The organism is Plantactinospora sp. WMMB334 (assembly GCF_049179095.1).
In the GTDB taxonomy this organism is placed as follows: domain Bacteria; phylum Actinomycetota; class Actinomycetes; order Mycobacteriales; family Micromonosporaceae; genus Plantactinospora.
The window spans coordinates 6,124,339-6,140,348 of the sequence record NZ_JBMHME010000002.1; the positions used below are offsets into that span (position 1 = coordinate 6,124,339).

Below are 16,010 nucleotides of genomic sequence, written 5' to 3' on the forward strand. Positions count from 1 at the left end.
GACGACGCAACGTCCATGAAACCCGTGAACTCACCGACCCACCCCCCGGCTCACCAGCAACATCGCCACGTCGTCGGCGAGCGGGCCGCCGTTGCGCTCCTCGGCCCGCTCCACCAGCCAGCCGGGCAGCTCCGGCAGCGCCACCCCACGGGTACGGTGGTCGGCCACCAGTTCACCCAGCCCGGGTACGTCCAACCGGTCGTCACCCTCGCCGGTCCGCCCCTCGATGAGCCCGTCCGTGTACATCAGCAGTGACCAGTCCTCGGCCTCGAAACGCAGGTCGTACGCGACCGGCGGTCGCGGCCGTACCCCGAGCAGCAACCCGTGCGGCGCCGGCACCGGCACCACCCGCTCCCCGGCGAGCAGCAACGGCGGCGGATGACCGGCGAGCCGGACCGTGGCCCGGTTGCCGGCCAGGTCGAGCCGGACGGCGGCGACGGTGGCGAAGATCTCCCGCGCCGACCGCTCGCTCATCAGCACCTGCTCCAGCGCCGGCAGCACCTGCTCGTCCGGCACCCCGGCGAGGACCAGGGCCCGCCAGGCGACCCGGAGCTCGACGCCGAGGGCCGCCTCGTCCACGCCGTGCCCGCAGACGTCGCCGACGATCAGGTCGATCCGGTCCGGGGAGGTCTGCACCACGTCGTAGAAGTCGCCGCCGATCAGCGCCTCGTGCCGGCCGGGGCGGTAGAAGGGGTGCACCTGCACCAGGTCGGTGTCGATGAGCGGCTGCGGCAGCAGGCCGCGCTCCAGCCGCGCGGACTCCGCCTGGCGCAACTCCACCTCGCGCAGCCGCCGGGCGTTCTCGTCGGCCCGCTTGCGCTCGACCGCGTAGCGCAGCGACCGGGCCAGCAGTATGCCGTCGACCTGACCCTTCACCAGGTAGTCCTGGGCACCCTCGGCGACCGCGCCGATGCCGAGGTGCTCGTCGGAGCGCCCGGTGAGCACGCAGACCGCGGCGCCGCCGGGGATGGCGAGCACCTGGCGGAGCCCGTCCATGCCCTGGGCGTCCGGCAGTCCCAGGTCGAGCAGGACGCAGTCGACCCCGGGCACCTGCGGCCGGGCGGCGTTCAGGCTGGTCGCGACGAGCAGGTCGATGCCGGCGTCGGTCTCGGCCAGCAACTCGCCGACGAGGAAGGCGTCCGCGTCGTCGTCCTCGATCAGCAGTACCCGCAACCGCTCCCGGGGCGGCAGCTTGGCGTGCCGCCCGAGCCCGCCGTGCGGGTACGCCGGCGCGGGCACGACGGAGGACCCGGTCACCGGGTCGTCCCCCTCCGCTCGCTCACCACGCCTCCTCGCTGCGCTCGACGCGCCGATCCTGTCCCACCCAACGCTGCCACACAACACAGGTAGCGCCGACGCCCCGCCGCGATGTCACGGCGTGTGTCCCGATCCCCGCTCGGTCTCGTACTCCCGCTCGGCCCGACGGATCCGCTCGGCCTGGTGGGCGAGCACCTGGCCGAGCACCCCGTGCAGCCGGCCGCAGTCGGGGCAGTGCAGGTTCTCGTCCAGCCGCCGCCCCCCGCAACCCGCGCAGCTGCCCCGGTCGGAGCGGTCCCGGTGGCCGGCCAGCGCCTCGGCCACGGCCCCGGCCAGGTACGGGGTGAGCGGGACCGTCACCGTCTTCCCGTCGAACCGGACATCGAGGCTGCCGACCGCCCCGGCTTCCGGCTCGGGGTCGTACGGCGCCACCCGTGCGGCGAAATCGCGCAGTACGGCGAGAAGATCGGGCGCTCGGTACCTGGACATGCGTATCACGCTATGCGACCGGTCGCCAGCAGGGTGACCCGGCCGGCCGGCGACGGGATCACCCGCGATGATGGCAGTCGCTGCCGACCCCTGGAGGCACCCGTGCCCACTCCCGCGAGTCCCGAACCCGTCGACGCTCCACCCCCACCGGCCGGCCCACAGCCCTCACCGGCCGGCCCGCCGGACGCCGGGCGCATGCCCGCCGCCGACCGGGCGCTGACCCGACCCGTACGCCGGCCGCTGGCCGCGCTGGCGGCCCTGGCCGCGCTGTTCGCGGTCGGCACCGCGACCGTGCTCGGCCTCCGCGCCCCGGGCCCGGCCGGCCTCGACACGCCCGCCGACGAGTTCAGCGCCGAGCGGGCGTACCAGCACCTGCGGACGGTCGCCGCGCAGACCCACCCGGCGGGCAGCCCGGCCAACGACCAGGTCAGGAGCCACCTGGAGGGCACGCTGCGCGAGCTCGGGCTCACCCCGGAACTGCAGGACACCGTCGCCGGGGAGGCGGGGCAGCTCAGCGGCGGCTCCGGCGGCGCGACCCTGGCCCGGGTACGCAACGTGGTCGCCCGGATACCCGGCACCGACCCCACCGGCCGGGTCTTCCTGGTCGCCCACCACGACTCGGTCCAGGTCGGCCCGGGCGGCAACGACGACGGGGCCGGCACGTCGGCGCTGCTGGAGGTGGCCCGCGCCCTCACCGCCGGCCCGCGCCCACGCAACGACGTCGTGCTCGTCTTCACCGACGCCGAGGAGGCCTGCCTCTGCGGCGCCTCGGCGTTCGCCGCCGACCACCCGCTGGCCGCCGACGGCGGGGTGGTGCTCAACCTGGAGGCGCGGGGCAGCACCGGTCCGGTGATCATGTTCGAGACGTCGCTGCGCAACGCCGGTCTGGTGGAGGTCTTCGGCCGGGCCGCGCCGTACCCGATCGGCACCTCGTTCGCGGTCGAGGTCTACCGGCTGCTGCCCAACGACACCGACTTCACCGCCTTCCTCGACCACGGCTTCACCGGGTTGAACGCCGCCTACGTCGACGGTGCCGCGATCTACCACACCCCGCTGGACACGCCGGAGAGCGTCGACCGGGGCAGCCTGCAACAGCACGGCGCCAACACGCTCGCACTGGCCCGGGAGTTCGGTGCCGTCGACCTGACCCGGCTGCCGGCCGGCGGGGACGCCACATACTTCCCGCTCCCCGGCGGGCTGGTCCGGTATCCCGGCTGGCTCACCCTGCCCCTCGCGCTGCTGGCGCTGGCCGGTGTCGCCGGGCTGGCCTGGGCCGTCCGGCGTCGGGGGCGGGCCTCCTGGCCCCGGCTCGCCGCCGGCTTCGGCCTGGCGCTCCTGCCGGTCGTGCTGGCCCCGCTCGGGGCACAACTGCTCTGGGCGGCGGTCACCGCCATCAGGCCGGGTTACGCCACGCTGCTCGACCCATACCGTCCACTGTGGTATCGACTGGCGGTGGTGGCGCTCGCCGCCGCGGTGCTGTTCGGCTGGTACGCGCTGACCCGCCGCCACACCGGCCCGGCGGCACTCGCCGTCGGCGGGCTGGGCTGGCTCGCCGTACTCGGAGTGCTGCTCGCCGTGGTGGCACCCGGCGGCTCCTACCTGACGGTCCTGCCGGCGCTGGCCGGCGTGCTCGCCGGGCTGGTGGCCCTGGCCGTGCCCCGGGACGGCCTGTGGCCGGTGGTCGCGGTGACCGCCGGTGCGGCGGTCGGCGTACTCGTGCTGCTCCCCACCGTGGTGCTGCTCTTCCCGGCGCTCGGCATGGCGATGGGCGGTGTCGCGGCGCTCTTCGCGGTCCTGCTCGGCCTGGCCGCGCTCCCCGTCGTCGACCTGCTGCATCCGGAAGCCGGCGGGCAGCGCGGGATGGCCGCGCTCCGGGCCCGGCGGCGCGGCGCCCTGCCGGCACTCGCGGCGACCCTCGGCGCGGTCCTCCTCGCCGGCACCGGCCTCGCGGTCGACCGGTTCGACGCCGCACACCCGGTGCCGACCCACCTGATGTACGCGCTGGACGCCGACACCGGCACCGCCCGCTGGCTCAGCCAGGAGACCGATCCACAGCCCTGGACCGACCGGTACGTCGACGGCCCGACCCGGATCGGGGACGCCTTCCCGATCCTGGGCGACCACGAACTGCTCGCCGGACCCGCCGAACCGGCCGCGCTTCCCGCGCCCCGGCTCGACCCGCTCGCCGACGTCACCGAGTCCGGCGTGCGTACGCTGCGCGTCCGGCTCGTCCCGCAACGCCCGGTACGCCTCGCCGCGCTGCACGTCGACCCGGCCACCGCCACCGTGCTCGGGGCCCGGGTCGCGGACCGCCCGGTGGAGATCGCCGGGGAGTCCCGAGCCGACGGCTCCGCCGGGCCGGACGGGGCCGACGAGCCGGACGGGGCCGACGAGCCGGCGCCGTTCGGAGTGGTCTTCCACGCGCCACCGCCCGAGGGGATCGAGATCGAGCTGCGGCTGCGCCCGACCGGCACCGGCGGCCCGGTCCGGCTCCGCGCGATGGACGCCAGCGACGGCCTTACCGGGCTGCCCGGCTTCCGCCCGCGCCCGCCCGGCGTCGGGATCGCCGGCTCGCACAGCAGCGAACTGGTCGCGGTCGCCCGCAGCTATGTGTTGTAAGGCGGGGGCCCTTCTTATCGTTTTCTGTTGTAGAAGGGCCCCCGCCTAACAGCTCTCGGCTCAGCGGGCGTTGCCGCTGTCCTGGTCGGCGACGAAGGCGGCGATCCAGGCCAGCGGCGCGTTCCAGTTGATGGTCAGCTCGTTCGTCGCCCAGGACTCGATGTCGTCGATGTAGCAGAACTGCGGCGCGCAGCCGCGCAGCTTCTGCTGGGCGACCGGGTCCTGGATGGCCGAGTTCGGCCCGCCGGAGAGGGTGCCCCGGGGCGGGTTGGGCAGCTCGGGGTTGAGCTGGCGGGCGTACCAGCGGCTGTGCTGGTTGCGGGAGGCCACCTCGCCGTAGCCGGTCACGTACGACTGGTTGAGGGCGTTGCGGCCGAAGATGTAGTCCATCGTCTCCAGTACGCCGTCCCGGTAGCGGTCCTTGCCGGTCAGGTCGAAGGCGGTGGCCAGCACGATGGCGTTGTTGACGATGAGGTTGTTGGAGCCCCAGTCGAAGACGTTGTCCGACGGGTTGTACGGGATCCCGTACGGGTGCGCCTTCAGGGTGCTCAGGTAGCGGTCGGCGCCCTCGGCGACCGAGGCGCGTACCCGGTGCCGGTCCGGCAGCCCGTTCGGGACGGTCGCCAGTTGCAGCCGGCCGAGCGCGGCGGTGTTGCCCCAGTCCATTCCGCGCTCCCGCCAGACGTCGCCGGTGTGGTGCGGCGAGCGGAGCACGAAGTCGCGGTACTCCCGGGCTCCGGTGGTCAGGTACAGCTCGGCGGCGGCCCAGTAGAACTCGTCGCTGACGTCCGGGTCGCTGTAGGCGCCGCCGCCGTTGGCGTCGGCCGGGTCGGCGTACCGCTCGGGGTTGGCCCGCGCCGCGGCCCAGGCCGTCTTCGCGGCGGCCAGGTTGCGGTCGGCGAACTTCCGGTCGTACGGCCGGAAGACCCGGGCCGCCTGCGCGGCGGTGGCGGCCAGGTTGAGGGTGGCGGCGGTCGACGGCGGGTGCAGCTCGCGCCGCCTGTCGTCCAGGTGCGGCAGCAGCGGCAGCCCGGTCCAGGAGTCGTCGTGGATCTTGTGGTGCGCCATCCCGGCCAGCGGCTCGCCGGCCGGAACCTGCATGCTGAGCAGGAACTCCTGTTCCCAGCGCGCCTCGTCGAGGATGTCCGGAATTCGGTTGCCGCTCTCCGGCAGGGCCAGGGTCCGGTCGCCGAGCCGCCAGGGCTCGCCGGTGCGGGCCCGCAGCGAGCGCTCGTACTCGCTCATGAGCTGGTGCACCGAGATGCCGCCGTTGACCACGTACTTGCCGTGGTCTCCGGCGTCGTACCAGCCGCCGGAGACGTCCAGGGTGTAGTCGCAGACGCCGGGCTGGCAGGGCACCGCCGTGTCGCCCTGGTTGGGCGCCACTCCGACGTGTCCGGCCGGTCGGCCGTAGCCGGGGCGGAGCGCGTCGGAGATCGCGGTGCCGCTGCGCTGGGTGTAGTAGAACTTCAGCGCGTCGGTGCGGAGCTGCTCGTAGAAGCCGGTGCCGATGTCGAAGGGTCGGCTGGTCTCACCGTCGGCGGTGAGCGTGTAGCCGGTGCCGGGCCGGGTGACGTGTCCGAAGTCGATGGTGTGCACGTGCTGCCCGGAGGAGGGGTCGAGCCCGCGCGGCGTGCTGCGGCCGTACCCGACGACCCGGCCGGCACCGTCGCGGAGCTGGTAGGGCAGCGCGGCGGTCGCCTCGGTGACCACGGTGGCGTTCTTCGGCCCCTTCGGCAGGTAGCCGACCTGGTTGACCCGGACCCTCGGGCCGGTGTCCGGGACGTAGACGTCCGGCTCGGCGCCGCCGGTCAGCGAGATGTTGTCCAGGCAGACCGTCCACGGCTCGGCGCTGCCGCCGAGTTGGAAGACGACCTGCGCGTCGGGCAGGTCGACCGGGGAGGTGAAGGTGTAGCGGTAGTCGTTGCCGGAGACGCTCAGCTCCGGGCTGGCCGACAGATACTGGGTGTACGGGTCGACCGGCAGCTGCACCAGCGCCCGGCCGACCTTGTTCGGGGTGGCCTGGCCGAAGAAGCGGAACTCGTACGACTCGCCGGCGACAAGCGCGATGTCGTTCTGGCCGATGATCACGTCCCAGGGGTTGGCGGTGCCGCCGGGGATGTCGGCGCAGAGCTGGCCGGTGCTGGAGTCGAGGGTGAGGTTGGCTGTGCCCCACCAGGGGGCGTGCCCGTCGTCGAAGGTGCCGTTGACGATCTGCTCCGGAGCGTCGGCTGCCGCCGCCGGGGCGTACCCGGCGGCGGCTGCGGTCGATGTGCTCAGGGTCGCGGCGGCGAGTGCCGCGACGGCTGCCGCGGCGAGTGGGACGGTATGTGGTGAGCGGGGTCTGCGCACGTCATTCCTTCCGGTGGGGCGTGCGGTGACCGGTCGAGGGCCGGGCACCGCAGGGCGGGGTGGCACGACGTGGACCAAGATCTATGGAAGCGCTCCCAGTCCGAGAATACCGGGAGATTGACATCGAGTTTCCGAACTGTCAACCACCCCGCGTCGGCGCTCCGCCGACGGGGCCCCCCGGGCCACCCCTCCGACGCCGCCCGCCCACGGCCACAACCAGGCGCATCCTCTCGCTCACCGTCCGTAGTTGAATGCGGAACGGGTCGAAAGGATTCCCTGGTCTCCGCGAATTCGGCCGGGCGGCGACCGGGCCGTCCACCACTCACGGTAATTCATGACTCGCAATTTCCATCCGGTGGCATCGGCACCGAATATGCATTGACGGGGTGAAGTGTCCGACGCCGGTCGCGCAAGCAGGTATCCGGCAGCGCGTGCCCGCTGGACCGGTAAGACCTCCGTTAATATGGCCTGATGGCGCAATCCCGACAGCCCGACGCTCTGGTGATCGGCGCGGGCGTCATCGGGCTCTCCACCGCGGTCCGGATGGCCGAGGCGGGGCTCTCCGTCCGGATCCGCGCGGCGCGCCCTCCGCAGGAGACCACCTCCGCCTCGGCCGGCGCGAGCTGGGGGCCGTACGAGTTGACCGACGAGCGCGTCCTGCACTGGAGCGAGCAGACCCGGCTGACCCTGGAGAAGATCGCCGAGGACGGGTCGTCGGGCGTCCGGCTCGTCCGCGGCCTGGAGGTGGCGCCATTCCCGCTCGACCCGCCCGCCTGGGTCCGCGACCTCAGTGACTTCGCGATCTGCCCCGCCGAGGAGCTGCCGCCGGGGTACGTCAGCGGCTGGCGATACACCAGCCCGCTGGTCAACATGCCGCGCTACCTCGAATACCTGACCCGCCGACTGCTCGGCAACGGCGTCGACATCGACATCGGCGCGGTGAACTCATTCAAGGAACTCACCGGTGCCGCCCGGGTGCTGGTGAATTGCACCGGACTGGGCGCCCGATATCTGGTCCCCGACGACCAGGTCTATCCCACCCGGGGTCAGCTCGTCGTCGTGGACAATCCGGGAATAGACACGTTCTTCCAGGACTGGGCCGCGCACGAGGACATGACCTACATCCTGCCGCACGGCGACGTCGTCGTCCTCGGCGGCAGCGCGACACCCGGCTCGGAGAGCCTCACCCCGGATCCCGCCAGGGCGGCGGCGATCGTCGAGCGGTGCGCGGCGGTCGAGCCCGCGCTGCGGAACGCCCGGGTCCGGCGGATCCTGGTCGGGCTGCGGCCGAGCCGGCCGAGCGTACGCATCGAACGCGAGCTCGTGGACGGAAACGTCCTGATCCACAACTACGGTCACGGCGGGTCGGGGCTCGCCCTCTCCTGGGGATGCGCCGACGAGGTCCTGTCGCTGAGCGAGCCGGCCTGATCGACCCGTACGGCCCTCCGCCAGGCTCGGCGGTGCCAGCCGGAGATCCGACCGCGGTGCGGCAGATCTCGGACTGACGGATGCCGAACCGTTGATGCAGCATCTCGACAGAACGGACGATTGTATCCGGGTCCGGGCAGACGGTTGTATCTATCTCCGGCTGACCGGTAACGGGAAAGGCACACGAAGATGAGCATCATCCGCAAGTACGGCAAGGCCCTCGCCGCGGTGGCCGGGGCGGCGCTGACCGTCGCGTACGGCGCACTCTCCGGCGACCAGCGCATCGAGTCCGACGAGGCGGTGCAGATCGCCATCGCCGCCGCCACCGCCATCGGCGTCTACCTGGTGCCGCTGACCCCGCAGTACCGCTGGGCCAAGACCGGGGTCGCGGTGGTGCTGAGCGTGCTCCAGGTGCTGGCCACGGTGATCCTCGGTGGACTCGACTCCAACGAGTGGATCGCGCTGCTGCTGGCCGCGCTCACCGTGCTGGGTGTCGGTGCCGCGCCGGCGGTCTCCAGCAACGGCACCGGCAACCAGGCTCCGCGCCAGCCCACCACCGAGGCGAGGCAGCCCGCCCGGCAGTGAGGAGGAGGTAGGGCGGGTCACCGGGAGCGGGGAACGCCGTTCCGGGTCCACTCCGGCGACCGGCGCACGTCGATGGCTTGTTACGTCGCCGTGGCGGACCGGCCACGATGATCAGCTACGTTGATGCCTCCCGTACCCCCAAAAGCCTCGGGAGGCATCCGTGCTGCACGTCCGACGTCGCCGAATCCGGCTGACGCTTCTCGCCACCGCCGCCACCGCCGCCACCGCGGCGATCGCCGGTTCCCTGCTCGTCGCCGCCCCGGCCGGCGCCGCACCGCCCGGCATCCCCTCCAAGGCGACCGCCCAGTCGAACCTGAACGCGCTGACGGTCGCCGCCCAGGGCTCGATGAGCGGCTACAGCCGCGACCTCTTCCCGCACTGGATCACCATCAGCGGCTCCTGCAACACCCGGGAGACGGTGCTGCGGCGCGACGGCAGCGGGGTGAGTGTGGACGGCTCCTGCTATCCGACCTCGGGGAGCTGGTACAGCCCGTACGACGGGGCGACCTGGAGCAACCCGGCCGACGTCGACATCGACCACATCGTGCCGCTGGCCGAGGCGTGGCGCTCCGGGGCCAGCTCGTGGGCGACCAGCCGCCGGCGGTCCTTCGCCAACGACCTCAACGGGCCGCAGCTCATCGCGGTCACCGACAACGTCAACCAGTCCAAGGGCGACCAGGACCCGTCCACCTGGAAGCCGAGCCGCAGCGCCTACCACTGCACCTACGCCAAGATGTGGATCCGCACCAAGTACAACTGGGGCCTGCGGCTCCAGTCCTCGGAGAAGAGCGCCCTGCAGACGATGCTGAACACCTGCTCCTCCTGACGTCTCCGCCGATCCGGCCGGCCCTGGAGTTTCCCGGGGCCGGCCTCCGGTGCGTTCGGGCCGAGGGTGTCCCGTCCTGTGGTTCAGCGCGCGCGGCGGTAGTGCATGGCCACCGCGCCGTTGCGGAGCGGCTCCGCCGAGAGCAGCTCGAGCTGGCGCGTGCCGGGCAGCCCGCCCTGGTACAGCGTCGGGCCGTGGCCGGCGATCCTGGGATGGACGAGCAGCTTGTACTCGTCGATCAGGTCCAGCCGGTCGAGCTCGGTCGCGAGCGTGCCGCTCCCGAGAAGGACCCCGGCCGGGGTCGCGTCCTTGAGCTTCTGCACGCCCTCGCGCAGATCGCCGGCGATGCGGTGGCTGTTGGTCCAGGTGAAGTTCGTGCGCGTCGACGACACCACGTACTTGGGTTTGGCCTCCAGCTTGACCGCCCACTCGCGGATGGCCGGCGGCGCCTCCTCGTCGCCACGGGCGACGGCCGGCCAGGAGCTCTCCATCATCTCGTAGGTGACGCGACCCCACAGCATCGCTCCGGCCTCGTCCATGAGACGGGTGAACAGGGCGTGCGTCTCGTCGTCGGCGATCCCCTCCTGATGGTCGACGCAACCGTCGAGAGTGACGTTGATACTGAAGGTGAGGAGCCCCATGGCCGGCGAGTCTAACGCCACGACGACGACGTCGCGGCCCAGGCGACCGGTCGCATCAAATGGAGTCGCCGCAATTTCGATCTTCCCGGGCCAGGGTGCACTGTGCTATTCGGAAGCGCCAGGCCGACCGCTATCGATCGGTGGGTCCAGGCTGCCGGGCGGCCTGCCCGGGAAGGAGGAACACATGGACCCGGGCCGCCGAGTAGCAGTCAGGGACGTACGCTTTCGCCGCCGAACGAGATGGCTCCGTGGATGTCACGCGCCTGCACGACAGGGCCGCCGACGTTACCTGAGACAGAGTTCGCCACGCCGTCCGGACCTGCCGCAACGGCCGCGTTGGCCTGCTCCCACCGAGTCCGGAGTTCTGCGCCGAACGCCGGGTCGCGTCGCGCCTCGCGATTCAGCAGTTCCGCAAGTGTACGAGCGGCGTCCCGTGACGGCTGGTGTAGCACGTTTTCGATGACCTCCCGCGCCTCGGGCTCACGCCGGAATCGGTCTCGGAGAAAAGCGATCAGCGCGGACACCGCTACCCGGCCGCCCTGGGCGAGCTCGGTGGTCGTCCACGTGACGAGCGATGTCGCCGCTGTGGCGATGAGTGGGTCCACCGTCCGTTCACCTCCAGCGTCCGGCGCCAGCCGATATCAAGATCAACCAGGTAGAGACATCCCATTCACTACCCTCGATGGTACTACCCCCTCCAGGCCCACCTCAGCTACCCATCGCGACTCAGGCAGGCAGGCCAGGCGCGCACCCAGGACACCCAGTCACATAGAGGCATTTGACTTGTTCGGCCACTACGCTACGCACTACTGTCCTCACCGACGGCGCTCGCTCGTCGTCTGATTCCGAAGGAGGGCCGCGGTGAAGGTGACCAAGCTCTACAAGGACGTCGTGTCGGGGGGCAACGGGTGCCCGACGGTCTACCTCGCCGATAGTGGAGAGCTGGTCGTCCAGGGGCACCTGGTCGACGAAGACACCTTCGGCGAGCTGGAGAATGTTCTTCCTGGGGAGGGTGCGGTTCGGATTTCTGCCGAAGTGGTGCTCGGTGCGATCGAGCGCTACCGCGAGTCCGGGCAGCGGTGAGCGAGGTTGACCCGATCGTTCACGTCGCTGGATGACGCCGAGTTCAACCAGCTGTTCCGCGACTTCCGATACACGGCCTACCGGCTGGAAACCCTTCAGCGGTACGACGTGTCGTACGAGCAGGACGAGTTCGCCCGGTTCCTGGCGGGCGAGTCCCGTGGAGAGTTTCCCGGGATCGCGGCCTGGTGCGACACCGTGCGGGCAGCAATGTCAGCGGGCAAGCGCATGCACCGAGTCCACGTCGTCGCCGAGCCGCTGTCGGACTACGTTCGGTTCGAATGCGGCTGGGCCTACGAACACACGGTCCATGCGGGCGAGGACGTCCGCCTCATCGTGTTCGCCGGTGATGACTGGCCGGCTGCGCTGCCTCACCACGACTACTGGCTGTTCGACTCCTCGCAGCTCGTGGCGATGTACTACGACGAGGAGGGACGGTTCGTCTCCGGCGAGTTGATCAGCGAACCAGAGAAGATCGTGCAGGCCAACCTCTGGCGCGACGCCGCCGTTTCGGCGTCCATCCCCTACCGGACGTACGCAGCCCAGCTCCAACCCAGCTCCCCATAGCTCCGCCACTCACGGGGGAGGAACAGCGTGCCCAGCGCGCACAACCAGTCGTCCGGCGATGCCGAAGCTGTCGTTCAGGCCGGGACGGTGCATGGTGGCATCAACCTGTTTGGTCGCGCGGGACAGCCGCCTCCCCCGCCACCTCGTCAACTGCCCCTCGACGCGACCCGCTTCGTCAACCGCGAGCAGACCCTCAACCGCCTGGACGCGGCACTGCCCGCCGACAGCACGGCTGCGGGCGGCCCGTCGATGAGCGTCGCGGCCATCGCGGGCGCCCCCGGTGTGGGCAAAACCGCGTTGGCTGTGCACTGGGCTCACCGGGTCCGAGGGTGGTTCACCGACGGCGACCTCTACGTCGACATGCGCGGCTACGGGCCGGGACCGGCCCTGGATGTCGGACAGGCACTGGACACATTCCTGCGCGCCCTGCACGTGCCGGCCGAGCAGATCCCAACCGATACCGAGGGACGCGCCGCCCTCTACCGGTCCGTCCTGACCGGCAAGCGTGTACTGATCGTGGTGGACAATGTGTCCGCCGTCGGCCAGGTCAGGCCGCTGCTACCCGCCACGCCGACCTGCATGGCGATCATCACCAGCCGCAGCCGGCTCTCCGGCCTCGTCGCGCGGGAAGGAGCGTCACGCATGACCCTCGACGTCCTGTCCCCCGACGAAGCGATCGCGCTGCTCCGCGACAGCATCGGTGGAGATCGCGTCAACGCCGAACCACAGGCCGCCGCCGAACTCGCCCGCCGCTGCGCCTACCTCCCGCTCGCGCTACGGATCATCGGGGAACGCATCGCCAACACCCCCTACGCCACTCTCGCGGAGTTCGTGGACGACCTCGCGCTCGTCAACCAACAGCTCGACGCCCTCACCATCAACGATGACGAACTCTCGGACGTCCGGACCGTTTTTTCCTGGTCCTACCAGGCATTACCCGAGGCAACGGCACGGTTCTTCCGCCTCCTCGGGCTGCACCCCGGCTCCGCCATCTCCGTCGCCGCAGCGGCAGCCATCGCCGGCGTGAGCATCCCCCGCGCCCGCCACCTCCTCGACCAGCTCACCGCGGCACACCTCGTGCAGAACCCCGCCCGCGACCGCTACCTGTTCCACGACCTCCTGCGCGCCTACGCCCTGGAGCGCGCGCAGGCCGAAGAGACCCCCGCACAGCAACACCAATCACGACGTCGCGTCTACACGTGGTACCTGTGGATGGCAGAGGAAGGTCGCAAGGTCATCCTCCCCTACTCCCACGCCATCACCCTTCCCCCGGCCGGACCCGACGTACCACTCACCCCGCCCAGCACGGTGGCCGAGGCAATGACCTGGTTCGAGCGGGAACGGCTCAATCTCCTCGACACCATCCGCCAGGCAGACGAGCTTGGCGACCACGACATCGCCTGGCAGCTACCCGTCGTCAGCGACGGCTTCTTCGAACTCAAGTCGTACTGGGCCGACTGGCGCGACATCCACCTCACCGGCCTACGCGCCGCACGGTCCGCCGCATCACGCCTCGGCGAAGCCGCCAACCTCCGGTGCCTCGGCGACGCCTACTGGCGCATGAAACAACGCGGAACCGCGCTCGACTATTACCGCCGGGGAGTCAACGCCGCCCGCGACGTCAACGACCACTGGGTCGAAGGCTTCAGCCTGCGGGGCCAGGGCCTCATCCACGAGGAACTCGGACAAATAGACGAAGCAGTCAACCTGTACGGCCAGGCGCGGGAGGTCTTCCGTCACTACGGCATCACCCGAGGCGAAGGCATGTCCCTGCTCAGTCTCGGCAACTGCCACCGCGTACGCGGACACCTCGACACCGCCATCGCCCACTACCAGCAAGCAGTCGCGATCCTTGGCAGGATCAACGACCAATGGAGCGTCGCCTGGGCCTCCTACCCCCTTGGCCTCGCCTACCAACAGACCGGCCAACACGACGAGGCACTCAAACAGCATCAGCTGGCTCTGAAACTCTTCCGCACATTCGACGACCGACGGTGCGAGGGACTCACCCTCGCGGCCCTCGGCGACACCTACCACGCCACCAGCCAACACGACGTCGCGCGGCGCTACTGGCTGGAGGCACTTCGGATTCTCGATCCACTCGGAGATCCGCACGCCAGCGCCGTCCGTCGCCTCCTCGTGCAATCGGACAGTGTCGACGAAGCGTAGTCAACCCGCCGGACTGTGTACTACCTGCATGTTGGGGCCAACCCACCCGCGCAGCCTGACCCCAACACCTCAACCGTTCCTGGTCACGGCACTAGCCGTGCGTCTTTGCCAGGTTGACGAACGCCTGCCACGCGGCCGGGGGGAACGCCAGGGTCCCGCCGTCCCGGTCCTTGGTGTCCCGGACCAGCACCCGGCCCGGGACGTTGTCGGCGACCTCCACGCAGTTGCCGCCGTTCGTGTTGCTGCGGGTCGACTTCCGCCACATGGGGCTCATAGCTCGTTCGCCATCCTCGTTATCAGGTCCCGTGACATGTCCCGGGGTAGTGCTACCGAGCGTATCGCGTCCCACGCCCGCACCAACGCGGCAACGCGGTCCGGATCGGTGATCACGCGGCCCTCTGCCTGGTCCTCGAGAAACGCCACGTCGCCGCCGCCGGGCAGCGATGCCAGGACCAGCGGCCCGGTCTGTCCGACGTAGAGGCCGGCCGATCGCGGCACGACGTGCACGAAGATCAGTTGTTGCGTGGAGAGGTCGGCCAGGTGCTCCAGTTGGTCTTTCATCAGGTCGGCCGGGCCGCGCGTCAGGGCCAGCTCGTCCACTGTGAAGGTGCAGACCGGGGGACGCTCGCGGCGGAAGACGGCCGCCGCCCGTTCCAACCGGAGCGCCAGTTGTTTTTCTGCCTCGTCGTCGCTGAGCAGCCCGGCCCGCAGGACGGCCCGCGCGTACGCCTCGGTCTGGAGCAGGCCGGGCACGAAGTTCGACTCGTGGCCCCGCAGTGACGCGGCTTCGCGCTCGATCTCCGGCCACTGCTGGAACCAGTCCGGCGCCCCCTCCTTCCGCGCCCTGGCGGACAGCTTCTGGATCAGGTCGCCCGACTCGAGCGCCTCGTCCAGCCGTGGGGCGGTGTCCGGCATCGGCACCAGCCGGCCCGTTTCGAACTTGGCGATCAACGAGGTACTGACGCTCAGGCGCCCCGCGAGCTGCTCCTGCGTCATGCCCCGAGATCCCCGGAAGAACTTCAGGATCAGCGGAAGATCGCTGTTATTCACAATTCCTGGCCTTTCCTGTCAGCCGTTTGCTGCTGAATGCTCAGCGGTCCACACTCGTTATCTTTCGCCAATCCGGGCCGACAGTCCAGGGTGGAATTCAGGCACCCGCTCCGACCGCTCTCCTTACGACGCCCTCGCGGTCGGGCGGGCGCCCAACGGGGGCGGCGCCGGGGCGAGCAATCCAGGTGCCGTCCCCGTCCCATAACGCCTACGGGAGGCTTCCATTGAGACGCATCCGAAAAGTCAAGCCGCACCACCGTCGCGCGTGGTGGCGCCTCTGGCGATACTGCCGCTGCGGATTCCGCTGGCGCTGTCCGGACTCGATCGAACTGGTGCCGATGCCCTACCAGCCGGCGCCCGTGCGGCCGTTGGCCGGGCGGCGCCACCGTGCCGCCCTCCGCCCTCCGGCGCCCGTGGTCCCCGTCCCCGATCCGCCCCCGCTGCCCGACCCGCCAGCGGTCCCGGACACCCCGCCGGTCCCGGACACTCCGCCGGTCCCGGACACCCCGCCCCGGCCGGCTCGCGCCCGGCCGACCAACCGCCGTCCCGGGTGGAACCGACCGGCCGGGGTGGTACCCCGGCTGGCGAACGGCCGCGCGGGCAACCTGACACCCGCCCAGGAGCACCGCGCCCGGCACACCGAGCGGGTGTGAACGGTGGTCGGGCCGTGGGTGCGATGGGAGCGGCACATCGCCCGGCGGCGGGCGCGTGAGCGCCAGGCGGCCGGACAGCACGTCCCCACCAAGACGTACGCCTGCCGAGAGTGCGAACACGACTGGCCCTGCCCGCCGGCCCGGCTGTCCCTGCTGATCGGCTTCGACGGCGATCGGGTAGGGCTGATGATGTACCTCGCCGCACACCTCGCCCGCGCCCTGGAAGCGCTACCCGACCGGCACCCCGCGCTGATTGTCGGGCAGATTCTCTATTGGGTCCCCCGTCGCCGATAG

General features: G+C 71.1%; 15 protein-coding genes. 8 read left to right on the forward strand and 7 right to left on the reverse strand.

Annotation, left to right across the window (positions count from 1 at the left end):
* Window positions 1–30: 30 nt before the first annotated feature.
* Window positions 31–1,257 (reverse strand): PP2C family protein-serine/threonine phosphatase, encoded by a 1,227-nt coding sequence (locus tag ACN27G_RS26260; protein ID WP_421495415.1) that lies wholly within the window; start codon window positions 1,255–1,257, stop codon window positions 31–33.
* Window positions 1,258–1,371: 114 nt separating this feature from the next.
* Window positions 1,372–1,746 (reverse strand): hypothetical protein, encoded by a 375-nt coding sequence (locus ACN27G_RS26265; RefSeq protein WP_421495416.1) that lies wholly within the window; start codon window positions 1,744–1,746, stop codon window positions 1,372–1,374.
* Between the two features lie 195 nt (window positions 1,747–1,941).
* Between ACN27G_RS26265 and ACN27G_RS26270 the strand changes: the two genes are divergently transcribed.
* The gene (locus ACN27G_RS26270; RefSeq protein ID WP_421497466.1) at window positions 1,942–4,365 is read left to right on the forward strand and encodes a M28 family peptidase; all 2,424 of its coding nucleotides are present in this window, start codon (window positions 1,942–1,944) and stop codon (window positions 4,363–4,365) included.
* Window positions 4,366–4,425: 60 nt separating this feature from the next.
* Here ACN27G_RS26270 and ACN27G_RS26275 read toward each other — a convergent pair whose 3' ends face one another.
* Window positions 4,426–6,717, reverse strand: a complete 2,292-nt coding sequence (locus tag ACN27G_RS26275) for a glycoside hydrolase family 9 protein (protein ID WP_421495417.1) — start codon at window positions 6,715–6,717, stop codon at window positions 4,426–4,428.
* Between the two features lie 471 nt (window positions 6,718–7,188).
* Here ACN27G_RS26275 and ACN27G_RS26280 point away from each other — a divergent pair, with 471 nt between their 5' ends.
* The 3 genes from ACN27G_RS26280 to ACN27G_RS26290 all read left to right on the forward strand — a co-directional run bounded on the left by ACN27G_RS26280 (window position 7,189) and on the right by ACN27G_RS26290 (window position 9,556).
* Window positions 7,189–8,145, forward strand: coding sequence for an FAD-dependent oxidoreductase (locus ACN27G_RS26280; protein WP_421495418.1), 957 nt, complete (start codon window positions 7,189–7,191; stop codon window positions 8,143–8,145).
* 189 nt (window positions 8,146–8,334) lie between these two features.
* Window positions 8,335–8,730 (forward strand): hypothetical protein, encoded by a 396-nt coding sequence (locus tag ACN27G_RS26285; RefSeq protein WP_421495419.1) that lies wholly within the window; start codon window positions 8,335–8,337, stop codon window positions 8,728–8,730.
* Window positions 8,731–8,893: 163 nt separating this feature from the next.
* Window positions 8,894–9,556 (forward strand): HNH endonuclease family protein, encoded by a 663-nt coding sequence (locus ACN27G_RS26290; protein ID WP_421497467.1) that lies wholly within the window; start codon window positions 8,894–8,896, stop codon window positions 9,554–9,556.
* Window positions 9,557–9,639: 83 nt separating this feature from the next.
* Here ACN27G_RS26290 and ACN27G_RS26295 read toward each other — a convergent pair whose 3' ends face one another.
* Together ACN27G_RS26295 and ACN27G_RS26300 are read right to left on the reverse strand one after the other, a co-directional pair.
* Window positions 9,640–10,197 (reverse strand): dihydrofolate reductase family protein, encoded by a 558-nt coding sequence (locus ACN27G_RS26295; protein WP_421495420.1) that lies wholly within the window; start codon window positions 10,195–10,197, stop codon window positions 9,640–9,642.
* A 209-nt stretch (window positions 10,198–10,406) separates the two neighbouring features.
* Window positions 10,407–10,802: a hypothetical protein gene (locus tag ACN27G_RS26300; protein WP_421495421.1), complete on the reverse strand. Its 396-nt coding sequence runs from the start codon at window positions 10,800–10,802 to the stop codon at window positions 10,407–10,409.
* Window positions 10,803–11,058: 256 nt separating this feature from the next.
* Between ACN27G_RS26300 and ACN27G_RS26305 the strand changes: the two genes are divergently transcribed.
* The 3 genes from ACN27G_RS26305 to ACN27G_RS26315 are packed head-to-tail and all read left to right on the forward strand — an operon-like array spanning window position 11,059 to window position 14,013.
* On the forward strand, window positions 11,059–11,280 hold the full coding sequence (locus tag ACN27G_RS26305) for a hypothetical protein (protein WP_421495422.1): 222 nt from the start codon (window positions 11,059–11,061) through the stop codon (window positions 11,278–11,280).
* 6 nt (window positions 11,281–11,286) lie between these two features.
* A complete protein-coding gene (locus ACN27G_RS26310) occupies window positions 11,287–11,844 on the forward strand; it encodes a DUF6879 family protein (RefSeq protein WP_421495423.1) in 558 nt (185 codons plus the stop codon).
* A gap of 27 nt (window positions 11,845–11,871) precedes the next feature.
* The gene (locus tag ACN27G_RS26315) at window positions 11,872–14,013 is read left to right on the forward strand and encodes an ATP-binding protein (protein WP_421495424.1); all 2,142 of its coding nucleotides are present in this window, start codon (window positions 11,872–11,874) and stop codon (window positions 14,011–14,013) included.
* 91 nt (window positions 14,014–14,104) lie between these two features.
* Here the strand turns inward: ACN27G_RS26315 and ACN27G_RS26320 are convergent, their stop codons facing one another.
* On the reverse strand, window positions 14,105–14,287 hold the full coding sequence (locus ACN27G_RS26320; protein WP_421495425.1) for a DUF397 domain-containing protein: 183 nt from the start codon (window positions 14,285–14,287) through the stop codon (window positions 14,105–14,107).
* Window positions 14,284–15,063 (reverse strand): helix-turn-helix domain-containing protein, encoded by a 780-nt coding sequence (locus ACN27G_RS26325; RefSeq protein ID WP_421495426.1) that lies wholly within the window; start codon window positions 15,061–15,063, stop codon window positions 14,284–14,286. Before ACN27G_RS26325 ends, ACN27G_RS26320 begins: the two co-directional genes overlap by 4 nt.
* Window positions 15,064–15,719: 656 nt before the next feature.
* Between ACN27G_RS26325 and ACN27G_RS26330 the strand changes: the two genes are divergently transcribed.
* Window positions 15,720–16,010: a hypothetical protein gene (locus ACN27G_RS26330; RefSeq protein WP_421495427.1), complete on the forward strand. Its 291-nt coding sequence runs from the start codon at window positions 15,720–15,722 to the stop codon at window positions 16,008–16,010.

Coding starts and splice junctions, on each gene's coding strand:
- ACN27G_RS26265 (WP_421495416.1), bottom strand. CDS start 1,746: ATGTCCAGGTACCGAGCGCCCGATCTTCTCGCCGTACTGCGCGATTTC.
- ACN27G_RS26270 (WP_421497466.1), top strand. CDS start 1,942: ATGCCCGCCGCCGACCGGGCGCTGACCCGACCCGTACGCCGGCCGCTG.
- ACN27G_RS26280 (WP_421495418.1), top strand. CDS start 7,189: ATGGCGCAATCCCGACAGCCCGACGCTCTGGTGATCGGCGCGGGCGTC.
- ACN27G_RS26285 (WP_421495419.1), top strand. CDS start 8,335: ATGAGCATCATCCGCAAGTACGGCAAGGCCCTCGCCGCGGTGGCCGGG.
- ACN27G_RS26295 (WP_421495420.1), bottom strand. CDS start 10,197: ATGGGGCTCCTCACCTTCAGTATCAACGTCACTCTCGACGGTTGCGTC.
- ACN27G_RS26320 (WP_421495425.1), bottom strand. CDS start 14,287: ATGAGCCCCATGTGGCGGAAGTCGACCCGCAGCAACACGAACGGCGGC.